Source organism: Kitasatospora sp. A2-31 (genome assembly GCF_022288725.1).
Classification (GTDB): Bacteria; Actinomycetota; Actinomycetes; order Streptomycetales; family Streptomycetaceae; genus Kitasatospora.
Window position 1 is genome coordinate 252,324 of sequence record NZ_JAKNTA010000009.1, and the last position, 26,755, is coordinate 279,078.

Sequence of the window (26,755 nt, forward strand, 5' to 3'; positions counted from 1 at the left end):
CGGAAGGATCATGTGCCTGAATCATCACCATATGAGCTGTTTGTCCATTCTGCCTTCCCGGTTGCTCTGCCCCGCCCGGGCCCGCCGCCGACCCGCCCCCGCACGACCCCGGCCGCCGCCAGTCCGCCGCCACCGCGGCCCGGACGGCCCCCGATGTCAGTGCCACCCGGCACCATGGGGGCATGGCGCCGCAGAACCACACCCAGCCGCCCGCCGACCCGCTGGCCGGCTTCGCCCCGGCCACCCGGGCCTGGTTCACGGGCGCCTTCCACGCGCCCACCACCGCGCAGGCCGAGGCCTGGCAGGCGATCGGCCGGGGGACGGACGTCCTGGTGGTCGCCCCCACCGGCTCCGGCAAGACGCTCGCGGCCTTCCTCTCGGCGCTGGACCGCCTCAGCAGCACGCCGCCGCCCGCCGACCCCAAGCGCCGCTGCCGGGTGCTCTACATCTCGCCGCTCAAGGCCCTCGCCGTCGACGTCGAGCGGAACCTGCGCGCCCCGCTGGCCGGCCTGCACCAGGCCGCCGTCCGGCTCGGCCTGCCCGAGCCCGACGTCGAGGTCGGCATCCGCTCCGGCGACACCCCCGCCGCCGACCGCCGCCGCTTCGCCACCCACCCGCCGGACATCCTGATCACCACCCCCGAGTCGCTCTTCCTGCTGCTCACCTCCGCCTCCCGCGAGGCGCTGCGCGGCATCGACACGGTGATCCTGGACGAGGTGCACGCCGTCGCCGGCACCAAGCGCGGCGCCCACCTCGCGCTCTCCCTGGAGCGGCTGGACGAGCTGCTGGACCGCCCGGCCCGCCGGATCGGCCTCTCCGCCACCGTCCGCCCGGTCGAGGAGGTGGCCCGCTTCCTCAGCCCGCAGCGCGGCGCCGTCGTGGTCCAGCCCGAAGCCGCCAAGGAGTTCGACCTCTCCGTGGTCGTCCCGGTCCCGGACCTCGACGACCTGCCCGCGGCCCCGGCCGGGCCGGCCGCGGAGACCGACCCGGCCCGGTCGGGGGCGCCTCCCGGCCGGGCGGGGGGAGCGTCGATCTGGCCGCACGTCGAGGAGCGGATCGTCGACCTCGTCGCGGCCCACCGCTCGACCATCGTCTTCGCCAACTCCCGCCGCCTCGCCGAGCGGCTCTGCAACCGGCTCAACGAGATCGCCCACGAGCGGGTCACCGGGGCCGCCGCCCCCGAGGCCCACGCCCCGGCCCAGCTGATGGGCGGCTCCGGCGCCGCCAGGGGCGTCCCGGCAGTGATCGCCCGGGCCCACCACGGCTCGGTCTCCAAGGAGCAGCGCGCGCTGGTCGAGGAGGAGCTCAAGGCCGGCCGGCTGCCCGCCGTGGTCGCCACCTCCAGCCTGGAGCTCGGCATCGACATGGGCGCCGTCGAGCTGGTGGTCCAGGTCGAGTCCCCGCCCTCGGTCGCCTCCGGCCTCCAGCGGGTCGGCCGGGCCGGCCACCAGGTCGGCGCGGTCTCCACCGGCGTCTTCTTCCCCAAGTACCGGGGGGACCTCGTCCAGTCGGCCGTCGTCACCGAGCGGATGCGGTCGGGCCGGATCGAGGCGCTGCGCATCCCGCGCAACCCGCTGGACGTGCTCGCCCAGCAGCTGGTGGCGATGACGGCGCTGGACGCCTGGCCGGTCGACGACCTGCTCGCCGTGGTCCGCCGGGCGGCGCCGTTCGCCGGCCTGCCGCAGTCCGCCTTCGACGCCGTGCTCGACATGCTCGCCGGACGCTACCCCTCGGACGCCTTCGCCGAGCTGCGTCCCCGCCTGGTCTGGGACCGGGTGGCCGGCACCGTCAGCGGCCGCCCCGGCGCCCAGCGGCTCGCCGTCACCTCCGGCGGGACGATCCCCGACCGCGGCCTGTTCGGCGTCTTCATCGCCGGGGCGGACCCCAAGAAGGGCGGCGGCCGGGTCGGGGAGCTCGACGAGGAGATGGTCTACGAGTCCCGCGTCGGCGACGTCTTCACCCTGGGCACCACCTCCTGGCGGATCGAGGAGATCACCCACGACAAGGTGCTGGTCACCCCCGCCCCCGGCGTCCCCGGCCGGCTCCCGTTCTGGAAGGGCGACAGCCTCGGCCGCCCGCTCGAACTGGGGCGGGCCCTGGGCGCCTTCACCCGCGAACTGGGCGCCCTCGCCCCCGAGGCCGCCACCGCCCGGCTCAAGAAGGCCGGGCTGGACGACTGGGCCGCCGCCAACCTGCTCGACTACCTCGCCGAGCAGCGCACCGCCTGCGGCCACCTCCCGGACGACCGCACCATCGTGGTGGAACGCTTCCGGGACGAGCTGGGCGACTGGCGGATCGTCATCCACTCCCCCTTCGGCGCCCAGGTGCACGCGCCCTGGGCCCTCGCCCTCGGCGCCCGGCTGCGCGAGAAGCACGGTCTCGACCCGCAGGTCATGCACGCCGACGACGGCATCGTGCTCCGCCTCCCGGACGCCGACCTGTTCGCCCCCGACTTCGACTTCGGCCACCCGGCCCGGGAGCCGGCCGGCGACGACGCCCCGGTCGGCGCCGACGCCGCCCTCTTCGACCCGGGCGAGATCGAACAGCTCGTGACCGACCAGGTCGGCGGCTCGGCACTGTTCGCCTCCCGGTTCCGCGAGTGCGCCGGGCGCGCGCTGCTGCTGCCGCGCCGCAACCCCGGCAAGCGCACCCCGCTCTGGCAGCAGCGCCAGCGCGCCGCCCAGCTCCTCGAAGTCGCCTCCGAGTACGGCTCCTTCCCGATCGTCCTGGAGGCGGTCCGGGAGTGCCTGCAGGACGTCTTCGACGTCCCCGGGCTGGTCGAGCTCATGGGGGACCTCGAGTCCCGGGCCGTCCGCCTGGTCGAGGTCACCACCACCGAGCCCTCCCCGTTCGCCCGCTCCCTGCTCTTCGGCTACGTGGCCCAGTTCCTCTACGAGGGCGACTCACCGCTGGCCGAGCGCCGCGCCGCCGCCCTCTCGCTCGACTCCCGGCTGCTCTCCGAACTGCTCGGCCAGGCCGAGCTGCGCGAACTGCTCGATCCGCAGGTCCTCGCCGAGCTGGAGGCCGAACTCCAGCGCCTCACCCCCGACCGCCGGATCAAGGACGCCGAGGGCGTCGCCGACGCCCTGCGGCTGCTCGGCCCGCTCACCGAGGCCGAGCTCACCGCCCGCGGCGCCGAGCCGCTCTGGGCCCTGGAGCTGGAGGCCGCCCGCCGGGCGATCGCCGTCCGGATCGCCGGCGAGCAGCGCTGGGCCGCCGTCGAGGACGCCGGGCGCCTGCGCGACGCCCTCGGCACCCCGCTGCCGGTCGGCGTCCCGGAGGCCTTCACCGAGCCGGTCAAGGACCCGCTCGGCGACCTCCTCGCCCGGTACGCCCGCACCCACGGCCCGTTCACCGCCGCCGAGGCCGCCGCCCGCTTCGGCCTCGGCACCGCCGTGGTCACCGGCACCCTGCACCGGCTGACCGCCGCCGGCCGCCTGGTCCAGGGCGAGTTCCGCCCGCCCGGCGCCCACCTCCCCGCCGGGGAGGCACCGGGCGCGCCCGCCCTCGACGGCCACACCACCGTCGAGTGGTGCGACGCGGAGGTGCTGCGCCGGCTGCGCCGCCGCTCCCTGGCGGCGCTGCGCCAGGAGGTCGAGGCCGTTCCGCCGCGCGCCCTGGCCGCCTTCCTCCCCCAGTGGCAGCACCTCGCCGGCCACCGGCTGCGCGGGCCCGACGGGCTGCTCCGGGTGGTCGAGCAGCTCCAGGGCACCGCCCTGCCCGCCTCCGCGCTGGAGAAGCTGGTGCTTCCGGCCCGGCTCGCCGACTACACCCCCAGCCTGCTGGACGAGCTGATGGCGGCCGGCGAGATCGGCTGGTCCGGCGCCGGCGCGCTGCCCGGCAAGGACGGCTGGATCAGCCTGCACCTCGCCGAGAACGCCCACCTGCTGCGCCCCGATCCGGTCCCGCCCACCGTCACCCCGGTGCACAGCGCCCTCATGGAGGCGCTCGCGGGCGGCTACGGCCTGTTCTTCCGCCAGCTGGTCGCCCACCTCCCGGACACCCCCGAGCCGGAGCTCGTCGAGGCCCTCTGGGACCTGGTCTGGGCGGGCTACGTCAGCAACGACACGCTGGCCCCGCTGCGCGCCCTGCTCGGCTCGGGCCGTACCGCCGGGTCGACCGCCCACCGGGCGCCCCGGGCCACCCCCCGCGGCCGCTACGGCGGGGCGGGCCGCCCGTTCGGCCGGGCCGGCGGAGCCCTGCGCAGCGGCCCGCCGTCGGTGGCCGGCCGCTGGTCGCTGCTGCCGGCGTTCACCGCCGACCCGACCGTCCGGGCCACCGCCCAGGCCCAGAGCCTGTTGGACCGGCACGGCCTGCTCACCCGGGGCACGGTGGCGGCCGAACGCATCCCGGGCGGCTTCGCCGGGGTCTACCGGGTGCTGGCCGCGATGGAGGAACGCGGCCGGGCCCGCCGGGGGTACTTCGTGGAGGGGCTGGGCGGCGCCCAGTTCGCCATGGAGGGCGCCGCGGACCGGCTGCGGTCGGTCAACGGGCGGCTGGAACGGGCCCGGGCCACCGAGTGGCCGGCCGGCCCCGCGGCCGAGCCGCCCCAGGTGCTGGTGCTGGCGGCCGCCGACCCGGCCAACGCGTACGGCGCCGCCCTGCCCTGGCCCGACCCGCCCACCGCCCCGGGTGCCAAGGAGGCCAAGGCGCACCGGCCCGGCCGCAAGGCGGGCGCCCTGGTGGTCCTGGTCGACGGCGAGCTGGCCCTCTACGTCGAGCGCGGCGGCAAGTCCCTGCTGGCGTGGGCACAGGAGGAGGCCACCGTCGCGGCGGCCGCCGCGGCGCTGGCCTCGGCCGTCCGGCAGGGAGCGCTCGGCAGCGTCACGGTCGAGCGGGCCAACGGCGAACAGGCTCTGGGCTCGGTGCTCGGCGCCGCGCTGGAGGAGGCCGGCTTCCACGCCACCCCGCGCGGGCTGCGGCTGCGGCCCTGAGAGCGGCCCCGGCGGGCTCAGCACGGGGCCCGGGGCCCGGAACGACGCGGCTCCGGAGACGGCGGAGGCCGTGGGGCGGGATCCCGCCCCACGGCCTCCGGGCGCACGAGTGCGCGCCACCGCACGACTCCTGGTCACCCGATCGGAGGGTCCGCCTCCGTCCGGGCCGCCGGCTCACCCGTTCGGCGCCGCGCCGGACCGGTGGAACGCCAGTCCGCATGCACCGGGATCAGTCCCAGCCCCCAACCACCGGCCGCGAGCAGACCCAGGGCGGCACCGTCCACCGGCTGGCCCTGGATCACGAACAGCCAGAGGCCGGAACCGACCGCCGTCAGCGGAAGGACCAGCCTCAGTGGCCGGGGCACCGGACACCGCGCCCGTATTCGGGCGCCGGCATGCTCTGTCGCAGTTCTCCGCACGACCGCCCTCCTCGGCTCGTCCCGGGCACCGGGCGCCCGGGCGTCGAGGCCGGATCAGGCGGCGACCACGTCCATCGCGGCGGACTTGGGCGAGAGGTTCGCCCGGTCGGCGCCGGGGGCGGGCAGCGGTACCGGTTCGAGCACCGGCCTCAGCAGTTCACCTTCGGAGAGGGTGGCCATCGCCGCAAGTTCGGCGAGCGAGAGTTCGTCGCTGACCTCGCGCATGACCTCGGACATGCGGACGTCGAGTGCGTCGCAGATCGCGGAGAGCAGCTCCGAGGAGGCCTCCTTCTGTCCCCGCTCGACCTCGGAGAGGTACCCGAGCGAAACCCTGGCGGCCGCCGACACCTCGCGGAGTGTGCGGCCCTGGCGCTGGCGCTGCCGACGCAGTACATCGCCCAGTAGGCGACGGAGCAGGATCATCGGTGCCTCCCTCCTCGGACTGCGGATCGAGATGTCACGCCCCCACCGTACCGCCTTGCCCGCTTCGCGTGCGGGGACCATGGTCGTGTTCACTCTGGGCTGCAAGGCTGTCCCCTCCCCTGTTTCGGTGTCGAATCCGCACCGACGGTCACGTCCCCGCGCCCTCCGCGCGGCGCCCGGCCACCGCCAAGCCACTCGTTCGCCACCTGGTTTCTGCCCAACCAGGCCCTTCGATGTAACACGATCCTCCAGTCGCACCATGCCCGGATGCCGGTTCGGCAGATCTCGGTTCGGTGGAGATCTTCCCCACCAGGGGGTTTCCTGGGAAGTTCCTGCGAATCTCCGGCGAAACCGGCGCGGTACCGGGCCGTGGGAGCGGCGCCGATACGGCCGGTGACGGGTCAGCCCGCGGACGGTCCGGACGGGAGCCGCCCGACGAGCAGCTCCAGGGCGGCGGTCACCGCCCCGTGACGGATTGTGGCACGCTCGCCCGACAGCCGGGGCGAACTGACCAGACTTCCCCCCGGACCGGCGACCGCGAGGTGTACCGTGCCCACCGGCTGCCCGTCCTGCGGCTCCGGACCGGCCACCCCGGTCGTCGCGAGCCCGTACGTGGCCCCCAGCAGCAGCCGCACGCCCTCCGCCATCTGCCGGGCCACCACGGGGTGGACGGCGCCGTGCACGGCCAGCAGGCCCTCGTCGACGCCGAGCACCGAGGCCTTCAGCTCGGTCGCGTACGCGGTGACCGACCCCCGGAAGGTCGCGGACGCCCCGGGGACGTCCACCAGTGCCGCCGCCAGCAGCCCGCCGGTGAGCGACTCGGCCACCGCCACCGTGCTGCCCTCGCCGCGGAGCGCGGCGTGCGCCTTCGCCGCCAGCTCGAAGTCCCTGTCGTCCACCCCGTCCGCCCCTCTCACCGGCCCGCGCGCTCCGCGGCCAGCCCCTCGCGGCGCAGGCGCAGCGCCTGCCCGACGTAGTCCAGTGCGGTGCCGACGGTCAGCAGCACCGCCAGCCCCATCAGTACGGCCCGGGCCGTGGCCAGCCAGCCGGTCAGCTCCAGGACGTACATGCCGACCGCGATGCCCTGGGTGAGCGTCTTCAGCTTGCCGCCCCGGCTGGCCGGGATGACGCCGTAGCGGATCACCCAGAACCGCATCAGGGTGATGCCGAGCTCTCGGGCCAGGATCACCACGGTGACCCACCACGGCAGGTCGCCCAGGATCGACAGGCCGATCAGCGCCGAGCCCATGATCGCCTTGTCGGCGATCGGGTCCGCGATCTTCCCGAAGTCGGTGACCAGGCCCTTGCGGCGGGCCAGCTCGCCGTCGAACAGGTCGGTGATCATCGCGATGGCGAACGCGGCCCAGGCGACCGAGCGCCACTTCGGGTCGTGCCCGCCGTCGGCGAAGAGCAGCGCCACGAAGACCGGCACCAGGAGCAGCCGGAGCATCGTGAGCATGTTGGCGATGTTCCAGATCCCCGGGGACGGCGGCACCGCGGCCGCCGGTCTGCCCGGGTGGGCCGCGGTCGGGGCGCCTGGCCCCTGGATCATGCCCCGACCCCTTGCGCCTCGGCCCCCGACGTCCGCGGCAGCCGGACCTGCTCCAGCGCCTCGGCGACCAGGTCGACGCCCTCGCTGGCGACGACCCGGGCCCGGTAGAACTGGCCGACCTCGGGGTGCTCCACGCCGGTGAGCGTGGTCTGGCCGTCCGTCTCGGGCGCCTGGTGGGCGGCGCGGCCCTCGACCAGGTCGCCGTCCACTGACTCGATCAGCACCTCGACCTCGGTGTCGATCCGCTGCTCGGCCCGCTGGGCGGTCATCTCCTCGGCGAGCCTGGAGAGGCGGTTCAGCCGGTCCGCGACCACGTCCTCGGGCAGCTTGCCGTCGTAGGTGGCGGCCTCGGTGCCGTCCTCGTCGGAGTAGCCGAAGACGCCGATCGCGTCCAGGCCGGCGTGCGTGACGAACCGCTCCAGCTCGGCGAAGTCCTCCTCGGTCTCGCCCGGGAAGCCGACGATGAAGTTGGACCGGGCGCCGGCCTGCGGGGCCTTGCCGCGGATGGTCCCTAGCAGCTCCAGGAACTGGTCGGTGGAGCCGAAGCGGCGCATCCGGCGCAGCACGGCGGGCGCCGAGTGCTGGAACGAGAGGTCGAAGTAGGGCACCACGTCGGTGGTGCCGGTCATCGCGTCGATCAGTCCCGGCCGCATCTCGGCCGGCTGCAGGTAGGAGACCCGGACCCGCTCGACGCCCTCGATGGCCGAGATCTCGCCGAGCAGCGTCTCCAGCAGCCGGATGTCGCCGAGGTCCTTGCCGTACGAGGTGTTGTTCTCGCTGACCAGGACGACCTCGCGGACGCCCTGCGCGGCCAGCCACCGGGCCTCCTGCAGCACGTCGGAGGGACGGCGCGAGATGAAGGAGCCGCGGAAGGCCGGGATGGCGCAGAAGGAGCAGCGGCGGTCGCAACCGGAGGCGAGCTTCACGGAGGCCACCGGGCTGTCGTCCAGCCGCTTGCGCAGGGTGCGCGGGCCGGAGGCGGGGGCGAGGCCGTCCGGGAGGTCGGCGATGGGCTCGGCCTCGGACTGGGCGCCGTGGCCCGGCAGGGCGACCTCGGCGGCGGCCGCCTGGCGCTCGACCGGGCTCAGCGGCAGCAGCTTGCGGCGGTCGCGCGGAATGTGCGGGGCGTGGTGGCCGCCGGAGAGGATGGTCTGCAGGCGGTCGGAGATGTCGGAGTAGTCGTCGAAGCCGAGCACGCCGTCGGCCTCGGGGAGCGCGTCGGCGAGTTCCTTGCCGTAGCGCTCGGCCATACAGCCCACGGCCACGACGGCCTGGGTGCGGCCGTGACCCTTGAGGTCGTTGGCCTCCAGCAGGGCGTCGACGGAGTCCTTCTTGGCGGCCTCGACGAAGCCGCAGGTGTTGACGACGGCGACGTCGGCTTCGGCGGCGTCGTCGACCAGCAACCAGCCGTCGGCTTCCAGTCGCCCGGCGAGTTCCTCGGAGTCCACCTCGTTGCGGGCGCATCCGAGCGTGACAAGGGCGACAGTACGGCGTTCAGGCATAGGGCCAAGATTAACGCGCGGCCGCCGGAGCCGTTCGCCCCGGAGGCCGCGCGCCACCGATTACCGGATCTTCACAGGGCCCGCAGGGCCCGTGCGGTCAGCCCGCCTGCGGGTCGCCGGGGGTGTACGTGACGTGCACCACCTGGCCGTTCTTGCCCGCCGGACCGAGGTCCTTGCCGTTGACGTACACGTGCACGGCTCCGGCGTTGCCGATCACCAGCTTGATCTGCTTGGGGTCGGTGAAGGTCTGGTCCTGACCCTCCTCGATGTTGTTCTGGAAGAGCGACTTGCCGTTGCCGTCCAGAGCCGAGACCCAGCTGGTGTCCTTCTCGGCCACCAGCTTCACTGTGACCTTGTCGGCCGGGGCGGCCGCGATCGCCGCGACGCTGGGCGCCGGAGCGGGCGGCTGGACGCTCGGCGACGGCGCCGGCGCGACCGAGCCGGTGCCGGAGCCGCTGGGCAGCGGCGCGCTGGCGGAGCCGGTCGTGGTGCCGCCGGTCTTGCCGCTCACCAGGTTGAAGCCGATCAGGGCGACCACCGCGACGATCGCGGCGACCATCGCGGCGGTCCAGTTCGGCCGGCCGCGGTTGGGGACCTTGATCGGCGCGTTCTCGATCAGCTGGGTCGGGCGCTTGGAGGCCGGGGCGCCGCCGTGCGCGGCGTCGTAGCGCTGCACCAGGGCCTCGCCGTCGACACCCACCGCCCGGGCGATGGAGCGGATGTGGCCACGGGCGTAGAAGTCGCCGCCGCAGCGGGCGAAGTCGTCCTCCTCGATGGCATGCACGATCGGCACCCGGACCCGGGTGGCGGTACTCACCTGATCCACCGTGAGTCGGGCCTCGATCCGGGCAGCGGAGAGCACCCGGCCGATGCTCACGGCATCGGCCGTCTGCTCCGCGCCGCCGGACGGCTGGGCGGACGACGGGGCGTTCTCGCGGTCGGGGGACTTGCCGATGGTCACGGGGCACGCCTTTCGAGCGGATGGCCACCTGCTGGAGAACAGTCTAGGGGCGTGGGCGGATCGTTTCTCAAGCGGAACAGGACCGAATGCGCGCGGCCGGCCGGACCGGGCGGCGGCCCGCCACTGAGCGTTCGTCACGGTGGTGGCCGCGGTTCACGGAACCGTTCCTTCCGCCCTGGGACGCGATGCCCCTCCGCTCGGTTCCGCACGCCGTTCCCCCCTCCTCCGTCCGGGTGAAGAGCGGCTCCGGGGACGCCCCGTCAGCCGCGGATGCTCAGGATCACCCCGTCCAGCTCGTCCGGCTTCACCAGGACGTCACGGGCCTTGGAACCCTCGCTCGGACCGACGATGCCGCGCGACTCCATCAGGTCCATCAGCCGGCCCGCCTTGGCGAAGCCGACCCGCAGCTTGCGCTGGAGCATCGAGGTGGAGCCGAACTGGGTGGAGACCACCAGCTCGGCCGCCTGGATGAGCAGGTCCAGGTCGTCGCCGATCTCCTCGTCGATCTCCTTCTTCGGACCGCCGCCGACCGTCACGTCGTCCCGGTAGACCGCCGACAGCTGGTCCTTGCAGTGCTGCACCACCGCGGCGATCTCCGCCTCGGTGACGAACGCGCCCTGCATCCGGATCGGCTTGCTCGCGCCCATCGGGAGGAACAGCGCGTCGCCCTTGCCGATGAGCTTCTCGGCGCCCGGCTGGTCCAGGATGACCCGCGAGTCGGCCATCGCCGAGGTCGCGAACGCCAGCCGGGAGGGCACGTTGGCCTTGATCAGACCGGTCACCACGTCGACCGAGGGGCGCTGGGTCGCCAGCACCAGGTGGATGCCGGCGGCCCGGGCCAGCTGGGTGATCCGGACCACCGAGTCCTCGACGTCGCGCGGGGCGACCATCATCAGGTCGGCCAGCTCGTCGACGATGACCAGCAGGTACGGGTAGGGCGACAGCTCGCGCTCGCTGCCGAGCGGCGGGGTGATCTTGCCGGCCCGCACCGCCGCGTTGAAGTCGTCCACGTGCCGGAAGCCGAACGCGGCGAGGTCGTCGTAGCGCAGGTCCATCTCGCGCACCACCCACTGGAGGGCCTCGGCGGCCTTCTTCGGGTTGGTGATGATCGGCGTGATCAGGTGCGGGATGCCCTCGTACGCGGTCAGCTCGACGCGCTTGGGGTCGACCAGCACCATCCGGACCTCGTCCGGGGTGGCCCGGGCCAGCACCGAGGTGATGAGGCAGTTGATGCAGGACGACTTGCCCGCGCCGGTCGCGCCGGCCACCAGGATGTGCGGCATCTTGGCGAGGTTGGCCATCACCGTGTGGCCCTCGACGTCCTTGCCCATCCCGACCACCATCGGGTGGGTGTCCTCGGCGGCCGCGCGCGAGCGCAGCAGGTCGCCCAGGTTGACCATCTCGCGGTCTCGGTTGGGGATCTCGATGCCGACCGCGGACTTGCCCGGGATCGGGCTGATGATCCGCACGTCGGGGCTGGCCACCGCGTACGCGATGTTCTTGGCGAGCGCGGTGATCCGCTCGACCTTGACCGCCGGGCCGAGCTCGACCTCGTACCGGGTGACCGTCGGGCCGCGGGTGAAGCCGGTGACCCGCGCGTCCACCTTGAACTCGGCGAAGGTCCCGGTGAGCTGGGCCACCACCTCGTCGTTGAGGGCGCTGCGGGCCTTGGCCGGGCCGCCGCGCTCCAGCAGGTCGAGCGAGGGGAGCCGGTAGGCGGTGTCGCCGGAGAGCTGGAGCTGCTCCATCCGCGCCGGGGCCGGGCCGTGCTCCTCCGGGGCCCCCGGGCCCGCACCGCCGCTGCGGGCGGCGGGGACGGCGGGCTCCTCCGGCGCGGCGGTGCGGTCCTGCACCTGGTGCATCATGTCCGCCACCGCCGAGGAGGCGGGCACGCCGTAGACGAGCGCGCCGTCCAGGTCGGCGGCGGCGCCGGCGGCGAGGTCCCGGGTGGCGTACGGGTCTTCCGGGTCGGGGGCGAGCGGCTCCTTGGTGAACATGTCGGGGACCGCGGCGTCCGGCCCGGCCTCGGGCGACTGCTTGCGCCGGCGGCGGCGCCGGCGGGCGCCCACCTCGTCCTCCGGGGCGTCACCGGTGTCCACGGTGAACGGCAGCGCCGACGGGTCGGCGTCCTCGGGCGGCTCGGTGGAGAGCTCGCGCTCCGGCGCACGCCCCCCGGGGGTCCGGTCCTGCGGGCCGGGCTCGACCACGCCGAGCCGGACCCCGACGGCGCGCAGCCGCTCCGGGATCCGGTTGACCGGGGTGGCGGTGGTGACCAGCAGGCCGAAGAAGGCCAGCAGGAGGAGCAGCGGCACCGCGAGCGGCGGCCCGGCGGCGGCCATCATCGGGGTCGAGACGGCCCAGCCGACGATCCCGCCCGCCGCCCTTATGCGGGTCGCGCCGCTGCCCATCATGGGAGCGCCGCAGCCGATGTGGACCAGGCCGAGCACGCCGACCACCAGCGCGCTCAGGCCGATCACGATCCGCCCGTTGGCCTCCGGCAGCTCCGGGTGGCGCATCAGCCGGACCGCGATCGCCAGCAGCAGGAACGGCACCAGCACGTCCAGCCGGCCGAACAGGCCGGAGACCACGTTGGTGGCCGCCTCGCCGAGCCAGCCCTGCGGGCTGAACCAGGTACCGGCGGCGGTGACCAGCGCCAGCGCGAAGAGCAGCAGGCCGACGCCGTCCTTGCGGTGCGCCGGGTCGAGGTTCTTGGCGCCGTCGCCGAAGCCGCGGAAGACCGCGCCCAGCGCGTGCGCCAGGCCCAGCCAGAGGGCCCGGACGGCGCGGAAGAGCAGCGGCTGCGGAGGCGGCGGCGGTGCGGCCTTGGCCGCGGCCTTCTTCGCCGGAGCGGCCTTCCTGGCGGCCGCCTTCTTCGCGGGCGGCTTGGCCGGAGCCTTCGCCGCGGCCTTCTTGGACGGTCCCGGGCTCGATGTGCTTGCCGCGCTACCGGGCGAACGTGTGGCCATGGCTCAGCAGCCTACCGGGGTCGGCGGACTGAGCACATGTGACCGACCCCCGCTCCCCGGACGTGTCGCAGACACACCGTCACAGCGGTCGGAATCCACCCGAAGGTGTGAAAGGGGCTGCGCTCACTCGACGCCGGGACGGAGCGCGTCCAGCGCCCGGCGCAGGCCGCCCAGCTTCCGCTCCAGGTGGGCCGCGGTGGCGGCCACCCCGCCGTCCTGGGTGCCGTCCAGCTGCTTGACCAGCGCCTCGGCCTGCTCCTCCACCGAGGCCAGCCGCGCCGACAGCTCGCCCAGCAGCGCGCCGCCGATCGCCGGCTGCCCGCCGCCGGCCTCCAGTTGCAGCCGCAGCAGCGCGGCCTGCTCCTTGAGCTGGCAGTTCTTCACGTAGAGGTCGACGAAGACCGAGACCTTGGCGCGCAGCACCCAGGGGTCGAAGGGCTTCGAGATGTAGTCGACGGCACCGGCCGCGTAGCCGCGGAAGGTGTGGTGCGGCCCGTGGTTGATCGCGGTCAGGAAGATGATCGGGATGTCCCGGGTGCGCTCGCGCCGCTTGATGTGGGCAGCCGTCTCGAAGCCGTCCATGCCGGGCATCTGGACGTCCAGCAGGATCACCGCGAAGTCGTCGGTGAGCAGCGCCTTGAGCGCCTCCTCACCGGAGGCGGCACGCACCAGCGTCTGGTCCAGCGCGGAGAGGATGGCCTCCAGCGCCAGGAGGTTCTCCGGCCGGTCGTCGACCAGGAGGATCTTCGCCTTCTGCATTCCGACCCGCCCTCCTGTCGCCTGACTGCCTGGGGAAGGCACCCGCGTACTGCCCACCACTACCCCGGTCATGCTAGCCGCACCCCCTCGCCCGGCACACCGCTCCGTCGCGACCCGGCCGGAGCAGCACGCAGCCAGTGCTCCGGCGCACGCTCAGCAGTGCGTCGCCGACCGGTCACTGTTCGCAACGATCGGTGACCCTACCGGGTTCCCGGCCCTCCCCGCCAGCAAACCGGCCGCCCAGTGGCGCGAACGCCGGAGCGGGCCCGGGCGTTCGCGCCCCTGCGGACGTTCAGGGCCGCCCGCCGTTCAGCCAGTCGTGCATCACGGACAGCAGGTGGTCGGTCTCGACCGGCTTGGTGATGTGGTCGGTGGCGCCGGCCTCCAGCGACTTCTCCCGGTCGCCCTTCATCGCCTTGGCGGTCAGCGCGATGATCGGCAGACCGGCGAACTGGGGCATCCGGCGGATCGCCTCGGTGGTCGCGTAGCCGTCCATCTCCGGCATCATGATGTCCATCAGGACCAGCGCGACGTTCTCGTGCTGCTCCAGCATCTCGATGCCCTCACGGCCGTTCTCGGCGTACAGCACGGTCAGCCCGTGCTGCTCCAGGACGCTGGTGAGCGCGAAGACGTTGCGGACGTCGTCGTCCACGATCAGCACCTGCTGGCCGTCGAACCGGGCGTCCACGCGGCCGGCCGGGCGGACCGCCGGCGCGGCGGCCGGGGCGCGGACCTCGGCCGGGACCGCCGGCGCGACGGCGCGGCGGCGCTCCACGGCACCGCGGCGGCGCTCCTCGGCGAGTTCCCGGACCTCCTGCGCCCAGTGGTCGGCCGGGTTCTCGCCGACCGGCACGGGCGTGCCGGCCGGGGTGACCGCGACCGAGGCGCGCACCGGCGAGGCGTTCGCGGCGGGCGGCGGCGCGGTCGCCGGGCCGGCGTCCGGGGCCTGGGTGTGCAGCGGCAGGTACAGCGTGAACGTGGAGCCCCGGCCCAGCTCGCTCTCGGCGTGGATCTCCCCGCCGAGCAGGCGGGCGATCTCCCGGCTGATCGACAGGCCGAGGCCGGTGCCGCCGTACTTGCGGCTGGTGGTGCCGTCGGCCTGCCGGAACGGCTCGAAGATCTCCCGCAGCTTGTTGCCCGGGATGCCGATCCCGGTGTCCGAGACGGCGAAGGCGATCAGGGCGTCGTCCGGGCCCTGGATCGTGCCGGCCTCCAGCAGGCGCTCCCGCACGTGCTGCGGGACGTCCGGACCGGCCGGCCTGATCGAGAAGTCGACCGCGCCGGCGTCGGTGAACTTCACCGCGTTGGAGATCAGGTTGCGCAGCACCTGCTGGAGCCGCTGCTCGTCGGTGTGCAGGGTGACCGGCAGGGCGGGCGAGACCCGGACGGCGAAGTCCAGGTTCTTGTCCAGCGCGACCGGCTGGAAGGTGGCCTCCACGTAGTCGACCAGCTGGACCAGGGCGATCCGGGCCGGGCGGACGTCCATCTTGCCGGCCTCGACCTTGGAGAGGTCCAGGATGTCGTTGATCAGCTGGAGCAGGTCGGAGCCGGCGCCGTGGATGGTGTCGGCGAACTCGACCTGCTTGGGCGAGAGGTTGCCCTCGTTGTTGTCCGAGAGCAGCTTGGCCAGGATCAGCAGCGAGTTGAGCGGGGTGCGCAGCTCGTGCGACATGTTGGCCAGGAACTCGCTCTTGTACCGGGACGCCAGCGCCAGCTGCTCGGCGCGCTCCTCCAGGACCTGCCGGGCCTCCTCGATCTCGCTGTTCTTGATCTCGATGTCGCGGTTCTGCTGGGCGAGTTGCGAGGCCTTCTCCTGCAACTCCTCGTTGGTCCGCTCCAGCTCCTCCTGGCGCGCCTCCAACTCGGCCGACCGCATGGAGAGTTCCGCGGTCAGCCGCTGGGACTCCAGCAGCAGGCCCTCGGTCTTGGTGTTGACGCTGATCGTGTTGACGGTGACGCCGATCAGGTCGGCGATCTGGTTGAGGAAGTCCAGGGCGACGGTGGTGAAGGAGCTGAAGGTGGCCAGCTCGATCACGCCCAGCAGCCGGCCCTCGAACAGCACCGGCAGCACCACGATGTGGGCCGGCGAGGCCTCGCCCAGCCCGGACGCGATCTTGAGGTACCCGGGCGGGGCCTCCTTGAGGATGATCGCCCGCTTCTCGACGGCCGCCTGGCCGATCAGCGACTCGCCGGGCCGGAAGGTGGTCGGCATCGCCCGGCGCTGGTAGCCGTAGCTGCCGATCAGCCGCAGCACGGTGTCGTTCTCGTCGTCGTCCTCGGTGATCAGCTCGGCGGTCCGGCCGGCCGGCTGGGCCAGGAAGAACGCGCCGTGCTGGGCCGAGACCACCGGCGTCAGCTCGGTCATGATCAGCGAAGCGACGGCCTCCAGGTCGCGGCGGCCCTGCAGCAGGCCGGAGATCCGGGCCAGATTGGTCTTGAGCCAGTCCTGCTCCTGGTTGGTGCGGGTGGTCTCGCGCAGGTTGGCGATCATCTGGTTGATGTTGTCCTTGAGCTCGTCGAGCTCCCCGGCGGCGTCCACGTCGATCCGCAGCGACAGGTCACCCCTGGTCACCGCCGTCGCGACCTGCGCGATCGCCCGCACCTGCCGGGTCAGGTTGTTGGCCAGCTCGTTCACCGACTCGGTGAGGTCCTGCCAGGTGCCGTCCACGCCCGGCACTCGGGCCTGGCCGCCGAGCCGACCGTCGGTGCCCACCTCACGGGCCACCCGGGTCACCTCGTCGGCGAACGAGCCCAGCTGGTCGACCATCGTGTTGATGCTCGTCTTGAGCTGCAGGATCTCGCCCCGCGCGTCCACGTCGATCTTCTGCGAGAGGTCGCCGCGGGCCACCGCGGTGATCACCAGCGCGATGTTGCGGACCTGGCCGGTGAGGTTGTTGGCCATCAGGTTGACGTTGTCGGTCAGGTCCTTCCAGATGCCGGCCACCCCCGGCACGCTCGCCTGACCGCCCAGCGTGCCGTCGGTGCCCACCTCGCGGGCCACCCGGGTCACCTCCACCGCGAAGGCGGAGAGCTGGTCGACCATCGTGTTCAGGGTGCCGGCCAGCGCCGCGACCTCGCCCTGCGCCTCGATGTCGATCTTCTTGGAGAGGTCGCCGCGGGCCACCGCGGTGGCGACCTCGGCGATGTTGCGCACCTGACTGGTCAGGTTGTTGGCCATCAGGTTCACGTTGTCGGTCAGGTCCTTCCAGATGCCCGACACCCCGCGCACCCGCGCCTGACCGCCCAGGATGCCCTCGGTGCCCACCTCGCGGGCCACCCGGGTCACCTCGTCGGCGAAGGCCGAGAGCTGGTCCACCATCGTGTTGACGGTGGTGACCAGCTCCAGGATCTCGCCCCGGGCGTCGACGGTGATCTTCTTCGACACGTCGCCGCGCGCCACCGCGGTGGTCACCTCGGCGATGTTGCGCACCTGACTGGTCAGGTTGTTGGCCATCAGGTTGACGCTGTTGGTGAGGTCCTTCCACGTCCCGGACACCCCCGGCACGCTCGCCTGACCGCCGAGGATGCCCTCGGTGCCGACGTCCCGGGCGACCCGGGTCACCTCGTCCGCGAAGGCCCCGAGCTGGTCCACCATCGTGTTGATGGTGTTCTTCAGCTCCAGGATCTCCCCGCGCGCGTCCACCTGGATCTTCTGCGACAGGTCGCCCCGGGCGACCGCCGTCGTCACCTGGGCGATGTTGCGGACCTGGTCGGTGAGGTTGTTCGCCATGAAGTTGACGTTGTCGGTCAGGTCCCGCCAGACCCCGGCCGCGCCCGGCACCTGCGCCTGGCCGCCGAGCCTGCCCTCGGTACCGACCTGGCGGGCCACCCGGGTCACCTGCTCGGCGAAGCCCGACAGCTGGTCCACCATCGTGTTGATGGTGTTCTTCAGCTCCAGGATCTCCCCGCGCGCGTCCACCTCGATCTTCTGCGAGAGGTCCCCGCGCGCCACGGCGGTCGTCACCTGGGCGATGTTGCGCACCTGGCCGGTCAGGTTGTCGGCCATGAAGTTCACCGAGTCGGTCAGGTCCCGCCAGACCCCGGCGACGCCCGGCACCTGCGCCTGACCCCCCAGCCGGCCCTCCGTGCCCACGTCCAGAGCCACCCGGGTCACCTGCGCGGCGAAGCCGTTGAGCTGGTCCACCATCGTGTTGACGGTGTTCTTCAGCTCCAGCATCTCGCCGGCCACCTCGACCGTGACCTTGCGCGACAGATCGCCCTTGGCCACCGCAGTCGTCACCTGGGCGATGTTGCGCACCTGCGCGGTCAGCCGACCGGCCATGGTGTTGACCGAGTCCGCGAGGTCCTTCCAGCTGCCCGAGACGCTGCGCACCTTCGCCTGGCCGCCGAGCTTGCCCTCGGTGCCGACCTCGCGGGCCACCCGGGTCACCTCGTCGGTGAACTCCGACAGCTGGTCCACCAGGCCGTTGACGGTCCGGCCGATCTTCAGGTACTCGCCGCGCAGCGGGTGGCTCACCCCGTTGCCGTGCAGCGAGCGAAGCTCCATCTTCTGGTCCAGATCGCCCTCGGCGATCGACGCCAGCACCCGGCCGACGTCGGCCATCGGCCGGGCCAGGTCGTCGATCAGCGCATTGCAGTTGTCGACCGCGGCCATCCAGGCGCCCTCACCGGCACCGGTCTCCAGCCGCTCGTTCAACCGGCCCTCGCGGCCCACCGCCCGGCGCACCCGGGCCAGTTCGCCGGTCAGGTGCTGGTTGCGCTCGGCGACCTCGTTGAACACCGCGGCGATCTCCGCCAGCGGTCCGTCACCCGGCACCGTCAACCGCCGCCGGAAGTTGCCGTCCCGCATCGCGGTGAGCGCCGCCAGCAGCTTGCGCAGCTCGGCGGGCTCGGCTCCCCGGCTGTGGTTGGCTCGCCGGCCGGCCGCGCTCCGCGGCGCGGCCCCGGACCGCCCGCCACGCTGAGCGGGCGGCGTCGTACCGGTTGCGTCCTTGGTGGCCGAACTCAACGGGCCCCTCCCAGATCGTGAACTGCCCGGCGTCCGACCGCGGCCCGCACGGGCCCGGAACCGGACACCGGCCCGGCGCATCTGCGTCCCGGCGACCGCGCGGCCGACCGGGACCCGCATCGACCGTACTGCTCCGGACGGCCGTCGCGGACCCCCCAGTCTGGCAGCACCCGCGCCGGGTACACGGCCGGTTGCGCTCGGTTGGTACCACCCCGACCGAAACAGGTGGGCAGAATCACCCTCAGGTGCCTGTTTCGACGCCCCGCCCCCGCGGGGAACCAAGCGGAAAGTAGGGTGGAGCGCTGCACCGGGCCACGACCCGACCCAGCGCCGCCGCTCACCCGCCGGCGCGTCCGGGGAGTCGGCGCCGCACCCGGACAGCCAGGGCCAGAGCAGAGGAGAAGTGGCAACGTGGTCACCGCGCGCGCAGCCGCCACCTTCGAACCCGTCGGCCGGTCCGCCGGGGCCGCACGGGCGTTCGTCCGGGACGCGCTGCTCGGCTGGGGCCTGCCCGAGGTGGTCGACGACGCCGTGGTCCTGGTCAGCGAACTGGTCACCAACGCCGTCGTGCACGCCGGCACCGCCGCCGAGGTCTGCTGCCTGCGCGAGGCGGAGACCGTCCGGATCGAGGTCACCGACCACCACCCCGAACGCGGCCTGCCCGCCTACGCCGACGTCCCCGTCACCGCCTCCGACCGCTACGCCGACCCCGACGGCGAGGGCGGCCGCGGCCTGCTGATGTGCTCCGCCCTGGCCGAACGCTGGGGCGTCGAGTACGCCGCGGGCAGCAAGACCGTCTGGTTCCGCCTCCCGCTGCCGGCCCACGTCACCGGCACCCGGTACGCCGTGCCCGCCACCCCCGGCAGCGAACTGCCCAGCAGCACCGGCCCGCTGCGCGTCGCCGTGGTCCAACTCGACGACGACGGCCGCGTCCTCGCCTGGAACCCCGACGCCGAGGCGCTCTTCCAGCACCCGGCCGACACCGTCCTCGGCCGCCCCTGGGCCGACTTCGCCGTCTGGCCCCAGGGCCCCGGCACCGGCCTCGGCCTGGCCGCCACCCTCCGGTTGGCCCGCTGGGAGGGCAGCTTCGGTCTGCGCCGCGCCGACGGCGCCACCGTGGAGGTGTACGGCGCGCAGGTCCGCGTCCGCGACACCGAGGGCATCCCCTCCACGCTCTGTCTTCTCGTCCTCGAACCCGACCGCGCGGTGCTCCGCTCCCCCGCCCGCGCCCTGCCCGGCGACAAGACCGACCAGGGCGGCGCACGGCTCGACCTGCTCACCGGCTCCGTCGGCACCGACGACCTCGACACCCTGCTCCAGCGCACCGTCGAACGCGCCCGCGACCTCCTCGACGCCGACGCCGCCTACGTGCTGCTCACCACCGAGGACGAGAGCGAGTTCGAGGTCCGCGCCGCCACCGGCCTCACCACCGGGCACCGCCGCCACGCCCGCTTCCCGGTCGAGACCGGCAACCGGTACGACTCCGCCCGGATGCCGTCCGTCCACGAGGACCTCAGCACCCGCCCCACCGGCCTCGCCCTCCTGGCCGACAGCGGCCTGCGCTCCCTGCTCACCGTCCCGCTCAAGGTCGAGGGCCGGCTGATCGGCTCGCTCGGCGTCGCCGCCGCCGCTCCGGGCCGCTACGACAACGAGGACGCGCTACGGCTGCAGTTCGCCGCCGACCGGGTCGCCCTCGCCATCGAGAGCACCCGGCTCACCGAGCTCGAACGGCTCCGCCGCGGCTCGCTCTCCTTCCTCGTCGAGGCCTCCGACCTGCTGGCCGGCACCCTGCAGCACGAGCAGACGCTCGCCCTGATGGCGCAGATGGCCGTCCCCACCCTGGCGTCCTGGTGCGCCGTCTACACCAACGGCGACCACGGCGCCCCGGCCTCGCTCGCCTTCGTCCTGCACGAGGACGAGGACCGGATCGACCCGCTGCGCGCCCTGCTCGACAAGACCGCGGTCCCCGAGTCAGGCCCCACCCACGGCGTCCGCTTCTGGACCGCCCCGAGCGACACCGCCCGCGCCGGCGGACTCGCCGACAGCCTCGAACTCGACGGCCTGCTGGGCGAGACGGTGGTCCTGCCGCTCACCGCCCGCAACCGCGTCATCGGCCTGCTCGCGCTCGGCTCCCCGGCCGGCATCCGGTTCCGCCAGGAGATCCTGGAGCTGGCCGAGGACCTCTCCCGCCGGGCTGCCCTCGCACTCGACAACTCCCGCCTCTACTCCGAGCGCACCGCCACCAGCCAGGCCCTGCAGCGCAGTCTGCTGCCGCCGGACCTGCCCGAGATCCCGGGCGTCGAGGTGGACGTCTACTACCAGGCCGCCGGCGAGGGCAACGAGGTCGGCGGCGACTTCTACGACCTCTTCACCATCCGCGAGGGCACCTACGGCTTCGCCATCGGCGACGTCTGCGGCACCGGCCCCGAGGCGGCCTCCGTGACCGGCCTCGCCCGCCACTCGCTGCGCCTGCTCGCCCGCGAAGGGCTGGACGCGCCGCAGGTCCTCAGCCGGCTCAACGCGGCCATCCTGGACGAGGGATCGCGCAGCCGCTTCCTCACCCTGCTCTACGGCGAGCTGACGCCGCAGCCGGACGGCAGCACCGAGCTCTCGCTGGTCTGCGCCGGCCACCCGCTGCCGCTGCGGCTGCGCACCGACGGCCAGGTGGACCGGGCCGCCACCCCGCAGCCGCTGCTCGGCGTCATGGACGAGCTCGACCTCACCGCCGAGCGGTTGGTGCTCGCCCCCGGCGAGGTCCTGCTCTGCGTCACCGACGGCGTCACCGAACGCCGGGAGGGGCGGCGGATGCTGGGCGACGACGGCCTGGCGGAGGTGCTCACCGGCTGCACCGGGTTGACCGCGGGCGCGGTGGCGCTGCGGGTGCAGCGGGCGGTCGAGCGGTTCGCCCCGGAGCCGCCCTCCGACGACATGGCGATCCTCACCCTGCGGGTGCCCACCCAGCGCACCGGCTGAGGGGGCCGGGGCCGTTCTCCCGGGCTCTCCATGCCCGGTCCTGGCCCTTCGTCGTGCCGATGATGAGCGATCGTGAGCGTTCCACAGCTGACGACGTGACAAATTGTGCGATTCACAAGGGTACAAGCTCGCGCGGCCGGGTACACCGATCTCACCGGGAATCCCCCGGCGGGGACACGACCAGCGGATTCCGCTGAGCCGTCATTCTGACCGCAGCCGTCGCACGCTCCAGCCGTGCGCCCTCGGCGCGGTCGCGCGCATCCACCTCATCGAACATCCCCCTGTGGTCGATCGCGCCCTGCGCGCGCCCAGAGTGAAAGGAGCCTCCGGTGAGCAACGACGCTACCGGGGCACAGAACGCCCGCTCCACCGGAGCCGACGCGGGTAACCTCGGCTACCTCGCCCTCGGCCTGACTCTCCTCGCCTACGGTCTCCTCTCCACCGGCCTCCTCAGTGGCACCGGGGTAGGGGACTCGGCACACCTCGCCCACCTCGTCGGCGGTCTCACCCTGTTCGTCGCCGGCATCTGGCAGCTCCGCGGCGGCGAGGGCTTCACCGGGACGGCCTTCACCGGCCTCGGGGCCTTCTGGGCCACCTGGTCCGCGGCCGGCGGCGCCGGCAAGAACGCCGCCGGGCTCTTCCTGCTCCTGTGGGCCCTGCTCGCCCTCACGCTCACCGCGGCCAGCTGGAACGCGGGCCTGTTCAGCCGCGCCGTCTACGGGCTGCTGACCGTCTCCCTGGTGCTCTCCGCCTTCGCCAGCTTCAACGCCTCCGGGGGTCTCGCCAAGTTCGCCGGCTGGGTCGCCGCGGCCTCCGGGCTCGTCGCCTGGTACTGGGCCACCGCGTCGCTGACCAACAGCGCGTGGGGCCGGGCCGTCCTGCCGGTCAAATAGCCGCGGAAACGCCGGTGGGCCGGTCCTCCCCGAGCGGGGGAGGACCGGCCCACCGGCGCGTGTCGGCACCGCTCAGCCGCGGGTGTCGGCCCGCTCCGCGGTGGACGCACCGGCCGCCCGGCCGGCCGCGGCCCGAACCGCCGCCCGCCGGGCCTGCCGGCGGGCGAAGCCCGCCTGGGCCGCGTAGGAGAGGAGCAGGATGGCGACGGCGACCAGGCCGTCCGCCCAGAAGTGATTGGCGGTGACGACCACGACCGCGACCGTCACCACCGGGTGCAGGACCATCAGCCAGCGCAGTGGACTCGGCGACACCTTGATCACCGCCACCGCCGCCAGCACGCACCAGGCCACGTGGACCGAGGGCATCGCCGACAACTGCGCGGGCACCACCCCGCCGACCGCACCGCCGTACACCGACTGCCCGTACTCCGCCGCCACGTCGACGAACCCGTCCTGCGGCAGCATCCTCGGCGGCGCCACGGGGATGAACTGCACGAGGAGGCAGACCGCCGTCGTGATCACCACGGTGGTCCGCACCCACGCGTACCGCGCCCGGTGCCGGAGGTACACCCACGCCAGCACGGCCAGCATCACCGTGAAGTGCATGGCGGCGTAGTAGTAGTTCGCCGCCCGTACCAGGACCGGGTACGGCGTGACAGCGGCCTGCCAATCCGCCTCGTCCGGCAAGCCGACCACCAGCTCCGCCCGGTGGATCCAGCTCGCCCGGTCCAGCGCGTGCTCGGTGCTCATCAGCGAGAGCTTCCCCACCAGCTGCCACAGCGCGAACAGCGCCAGCAGCGTGCCGGCCTCCCGCAGCAGCGCCGGCAGCGGGCCACGCCGCCACCTCGCCGCCGCGTAGGAGCCCCCGTAGAGCGCGGCCGCGGCGCCCCCGGCGGACTGCCAGGTAAGGGTCAGGTTCTGCAACGGTGCGCGCCTCTCCGCCGAGCCGGGGTGTGGTGGCAGAGACGTTAACGCAAAATGGCCCCCTCCAACATTGGAGGGGGCCATTTCGGAATGATTGTTCGGCGGCGTCCTACTCTCCCACAGGGTCCCCCCTGCAGTACCATCGGCGCTGTGAGGCTTAGCTTCCGGGTTCGGAATGTAACCGGGCGTTTCCCTCACGCTATGACCACCGAAACACTATGAAACTATCCGCCACCCACCCGCCAGAGCGGTGGGGGTCGTTGTTTCAGAACAACACAGTGGACGCGAGCAACTGAGGACAAGCCCTCGGCCTATTAGTACCGGTCAACTCCACCCCTCACAGGGCTTCCATATCCGGCCTATCAACCCAGTCGTCTACTGGGAGCCTTACCCTCTCAAGGAGGTGGGAGTGCTCATCTCGAAGCAGGCTTCCCGCTTAGATGCTTTCAGCGGTTATCCCTCCCGAACGTAGCCAACCAGCCATGCCCTTGGCAGAACAACTGGCACACCAGAGGTTCGTCCGTCCCGGTCCTCTCGTACTAGGGACAGCCCTTCTCAACACTCCTACGCGCACAGCGGATAGGGACCGAACTGTCTCACGACGTTCTAAACCCAGCTCGCGTACCGCTTTAATGGGCGAACAGCCCAACCCTTGGGACCTACTCCAGCCCCAGGATGCGACGAGCCGACATCGAGGTGCCAAACCATCCCGTCGATATGGACTCTTGGGGAAGATCAGCCTGTTATCCCCGGGGTACCTTTTATCCGTTGAGCGACGGCGCTTCCACAAGCCACCGCCGGCTTCCTGCGTCACCCCATCGCTCACCTACTACCCCGTTGGGTCACCGGCGGTCCCCTTAACGTTCCAGCACCGGGCAGGCGTCAGTCCGTATACATCGCCTTACGGCTTCGCACGGACCTGTGTTTTTAGTAAACAGTCGCTTCTCGCTGGTCTCTGCGGCCACCCCCAGCTCGGAGTGCAAGACTCGTCACCAGGAATGGCCCCCCTTCTCCCGAAGTTACGGGGGCATTTTGCCGAGTTCCTTAACCATAGTTCACCCGAACGCCTCGGTATTCTCTACCTGACCACCTGAGTCGGTTTGGGGTACGGGCCGCCATGAAACTCGCTAGAGGCTTTTCTCGACAGCATAGGATCATCCACTTCACCACAATCGGCTCGGCATCAGGTCTCAGACTATGTGAACGGCGGATTTGCCTACCGTTCGTCCTACACCCTTACCCCGGGACAACCACCGCCCGGGCTGGACTACCTTCCTGCGTCACCCCATCGCTCACCTACTACCCCGTTGGGTCACCGGCTCCACCACGTCCCATCGTCCGAAGACTCCGGGCCGGCTTCACGGCCTTTGTACCGACCATTGTAGCACGTGTGCAGCCCAAGACATAAGGGGCATGATGATTTGACGTCGTCCCCACCTTCCTCCGAGTTGACCCCGGCAGTCTCCTGTGAGTCCCCGACATTACTCGCTGGCAACACAGAACAAGGGTTGCGCTCGTTGCGGGACTTAACCCAACATCTCACGACACGAGCTGACGACAACCATGCACCACCTGTATACCGACCACAAGGGGGCGCCTATCTCTAGACGTTTCCGGCATATGTCAAGCCTTGGTAAGGTTCTTCGCGTTGCGTCGAATTAAGCCACATGCTCCGCTGCTTGTGCGGGCCCCCGTCAATTCCTTTGAGTTTTAGCCTTGCGGCCGTACTCCCCAGGCGGGGAACTTAATGCGTTAGCTGCGGCACCGACGACGTGGAATGTCGCCAACACCTAGTTCCCAACGTTTACGGCGTGGACTACCAGGGTATCTAATCCTGTTCGCTCCCCACGCTTTCGCTCCTCAGCGTCAGTAATGGCCCAGAGATCCGCCTTCGCCACCGGTGTTCCTCCTGATATCTGCGCATTTCACCGCTACACCAGGAATTCCGATCTCCCCTACCACACTCTAGCCTGCCCGTATCGAATGCAGACCCGGGGTTAAGCCCCGGGCTTTCACATCCGACGCGACAGGCCGCCTACGAGCTCTTTACGCCCAATAATTCCGGACAACGCTCGCACCCTACGTATTACCGCGGCTGCTGGCACGTAGTTAGCCGGTGCTTCTTCTGCAGGTACCGTCACTTGCGCTTCTTCCCTGCTGAAAGAGGTTTACAACCCGAAGGCCGTCATCCCTCACGCGGCGTCGCTGCATCAGGCTTTCGCCCATTGTGCAATATTCCCCACTGCTGCCTCCCGTAGGAGTCTGGGCCGTGTCTCAGTCCCAGTGTGGCCGGTCGCCCTCTCAGGCCGGCTACCCGTCGTCGCCTTGGTAGGCCATTACCCCACTTTTCTCTTCCTGCGGGTACTGAGATGTTTCACTTCCCCGCGTTCCCTCCACACTGCCTATGTGTTCAGCAGCGGGTGACAGCCCATGACGACTGCCGGGTTTCCCCATTCGGACACCCCCGGATCAAAGCTCGGTTGACAGCTCCCCGGGGCCTATCGCGGCCTCCCTTCGACGGCTCCTCCCCTTACGGGTTAGGCCACCGGCTTCGGGTGTTACCGACTTTCGTGACGTGACGGGCGGTGTGTACAAGGCCCGGGAACGTATTCACCGCAGCATGCTGATCTGCGATTACTAGCAACTCCAACTTCATGGGGTCGAGTTGCAGACCCCAATCCGAACTGAGGCCGGCTTTTTGGGATTCGCTCCGCCTCGCGGCATCGCAGCCCTTTGTACCGACCATTGTAGCACGTGTGCAGCCCAAGACTGTAGGCACACGGTTTCAGGTACTATTTCACTCCGCTCCCGCGGTACTTTTCACCATTCCCTCACGGTACTATCCGCTATCGGTCACCAGGGAATATTTAGGCTTAGCGGGTGGTCCCGCCAGATTCACACGGGATTTCTCGGGCCCCGTGCTACTTGGGAGATGACTGTCCTTCGACTATCCATACGGTTTCTGACTCGCCCAGCCGCCGGCAGACGACTGAAGCTCATTCCCACAACCCCCAAGCGGCAACCCCTTGGCTAGATCACTCCGCTTCGGGTCTTGGGCATGCAACTCAACCGCCCTATTCGGACTCGCTTTCGCTACGGCTACCCCACACGGGTTAACCTCGCTACACACCGCAAACTCGCAGGCTCATTCTTCAAAAGGCACGCAGTCACGGCCAGCAGGCAAGCCCACATCAAGAGGTTCAGCGTTGGCGCTTCAAAGCGGGTACGGGAATATCAACCCGTTGTCCATCGACTACGCCTGTCGGCCTCGCCTTAGGTCCCGACTTACCCTGGGCAGATCAGCTTGACCCAGGAACCCTTGGTTCACCGGGCCTATGGACAGGTCGGAACGACAAGGAATTTCGCTACCTTAGGATGGTTATAGTTACCACCGCCGTTTACTGGCGCTTAAGTTCTCAGCTTCGCCAGAGCGAAGCTTAGCATCAAGATCACTAGTCCCTACTTTCGTACCTGCTCGAC

12 protein-coding genes, 1 rRNA gene and 3 other annotated features (1 of these 16 running past the window's edge) are annotated in these 26,755 nt (G+C 71.7%); of the genes, 3 read left to right on the forward strand and 10 right to left on the reverse strand.

Annotation, left to right across the window (positions count from 1 at the left end):
- Positions 1-182: 182 nt before the first annotated feature.
- Positions 183-4,934: an ATP-dependent helicase gene (locus MCM47_RS25310; protein ID WP_238863988.1), complete on the forward strand. Its 4,752-nt coding sequence runs from the start codon at positions 183-185 to the stop codon at positions 4,932-4,934.
- Positions 4,935-5,407: 473 nt separating this feature from the next.
- Here the strand turns inward: MCM47_RS25310 and MCM47_RS25315 are convergent, their stop codons facing one another.
- The 8 genes from MCM47_RS25315 to MCM47_RS25350 form a co-directional block, all read right to left on the reverse strand.
- A complete protein-coding gene (locus tag MCM47_RS25315; RefSeq protein ID WP_238863989.1) occupies positions 5,408-5,776 on the reverse strand; it encodes a helix-turn-helix domain-containing protein in 369 nt (122 codons plus the stop codon).
- 401 nt (positions 5,777-6,177) lie between these two features.
- The gene (locus tag MCM47_RS25320; RefSeq protein ID WP_238864082.1) at positions 6,178-6,654 is read right to left on the reverse strand and encodes a CinA family protein; all 477 of its coding nucleotides are present in this window, start codon (positions 6,652-6,654) and stop codon (positions 6,178-6,180) included.
- 35 nt (positions 6,655-6,689) lie between these two features.
- The gene (gene pgsA, locus MCM47_RS25325; RefSeq protein ID WP_238863990.1) at positions 6,690-7,328 is read right to left on the reverse strand and encodes a CDP-diacylglycerol--glycerol-3-phosphate 3-phosphatidyltransferase; all 639 of its coding nucleotides are present in this window, start codon (positions 7,326-7,328) and stop codon (positions 6,690-6,692) included.
- Positions 7,325-8,830 carry a 30S ribosomal protein S12 methylthiotransferase RimO gene (gene rimO / locus MCM47_RS25330; protein WP_238863991.1) on the reverse strand — a complete coding sequence of 502 codons (1,506 nt, stop codon included), beginning with the start codon at positions 8,828-8,830 and terminating at the stop codon, positions 7,325-7,327. The genes pgsA and rimO overlap by 4 nt, the downstream gene beginning before the upstream one ends.
- Positions 8,831-8,927: 97 nt before the next feature.
- Positions 8,928-9,791 carry a helix-turn-helix domain-containing protein gene (locus MCM47_RS25335; protein WP_238863992.1) on the reverse strand — a complete coding sequence of 288 codons (864 nt, stop codon included), beginning with the start codon at positions 9,789-9,791 and terminating at the stop codon, positions 8,928-8,930.
- A 260-nt stretch (positions 9,792-10,051) separates the two neighbouring features.
- Positions 10,052-12,757 carry a DNA translocase FtsK gene (locus MCM47_RS25340; protein WP_238863993.1) on the reverse strand — a complete coding sequence of 902 codons (2,706 nt, stop codon included), beginning with the start codon at positions 12,755-12,757 and terminating at the stop codon, positions 10,052-10,054.
- Between the two features lie 123 nt (positions 12,758-12,880).
- Positions 12,881-13,516, reverse strand: coding sequence for a two-component system response regulator (locus MCM47_RS25345; protein ID WP_238863994.1), 636 nt, complete (start codon positions 13,514-13,516; stop codon positions 12,881-12,883).
- Between the two features lie 292 nt (positions 13,517-13,808).
- The gene (locus tag MCM47_RS25350) at positions 13,809-18,326 is read right to left on the reverse strand and encodes a HAMP domain-containing protein (protein ID WP_238864083.1); all 4,518 of its coding nucleotides are present in this window, start codon (positions 18,324-18,326) and stop codon (positions 13,809-13,811) included.
- A 570-nt stretch (positions 18,327-18,896) separates the two neighbouring features.
- Between MCM47_RS25350 and MCM47_RS25355 the strand changes: the two genes are divergently transcribed.
- Both MCM47_RS25355 and MCM47_RS25360 read left to right on the forward strand, forming a co-directional pair.
- Complete coding sequence (locus MCM47_RS25355) at positions 18,897-21,458, forward strand: SpoIIE family protein phosphatase (protein WP_238863995.1); 2,562 nt, start codon at positions 18,897-18,899, stop codon at positions 21,456-21,458.
- Between the two features lie 329 nt (positions 21,459-21,787).
- Entirely contained in the window at positions 21,788-22,351 is a 564-nt protein-coding gene (locus MCM47_RS25360) for an acetate uptake transporter (protein WP_238863996.1), read from the forward strand.
- A gap of 72 nt (positions 22,352-22,423) precedes the next feature.
- Here MCM47_RS25360 and MCM47_RS25365 read toward each other — a convergent pair whose 3' ends face one another.
- Both MCM47_RS25365 and rrf read right to left on the reverse strand, forming a co-directional pair.
- Positions 22,424-23,275, reverse strand: coding sequence for a phosphatase PAP2 family protein (locus MCM47_RS25365; RefSeq protein WP_238863997.1), 852 nt, complete (start codon positions 23,273-23,275; stop codon positions 22,424-22,426).
- A gap of 96 nt (positions 23,276-23,371) precedes the next feature.
- Positions 23,372-23,488, reverse strand: a 5S ribosomal RNA gene (rrf, locus tag MCM47_RS25370).
- 81 nt (positions 23,489-23,569) lie between these two features.
- Positions 23,570-26,755, reverse strand: a sequence feature (most likely nonfunctional fraction of RNA operon); it runs 930 nt beyond the window's last position.
- Positions 25,010-25,723 (reverse strand) — a sequence feature (16S ribosomal RNA rRNA prediction is too short). (Overlaps the previous feature by 714 nt.)
- Positions 25,864-26,470: a sequence feature (mutual gap in cmsearch alignment for this rRNA model is longer than 100), on the reverse strand. Its footprint lies within the feature at positions 23,570-26,755.

Bases quoted from the DNA above. Each gene is read 5' to 3' on its own strand.
- MCM47_RS25310 (WP_238863988.1), top strand. From the start codon at position 183: ATGGCGCCGCAGAACCACACCCAGCCGCCCGCCGACCCGCTGGCCGGC.
- MCM47_RS25315 (WP_238863989.1), bottom strand. From the start codon at position 5,776: ATGATCCTGCTCCGTCGCCTACTGGGCGATGTACTGCGTCGGCAGCGC.
- pgsA (WP_238863990.1), bottom strand. From the start codon at position 7,328: ATGATCCAGGGGCCAGGCGCCCCGACCGCGGCCCACCCGGGCAGACCG.
- rimO (WP_238863991.1), bottom strand. From the start codon at position 8,830: ATGCCTGAACGCCGTACTGTCGCCCTTGTCACGCTCGGATGCGCCCGC.
- MCM47_RS25340 (WP_238863993.1), bottom strand. From the start codon at position 12,757: ATGGCCACACGTTCGCCCGGTAGCGCGGCAAGCACATCGAGCCCGGGA.
- MCM47_RS25345 (WP_238863994.1), bottom strand. From the start codon at position 13,516: ATGCAGAAGGCGAAGATCCTCCTGGTCGACGACCGGCCGGAGAACCTC.
- MCM47_RS25350 (WP_238864083.1), bottom strand. From the start codon at position 18,326: ATGCGGGACGGCAACTTCCGGCGGCGGTTGACGGTGCCGGGTGACGGA.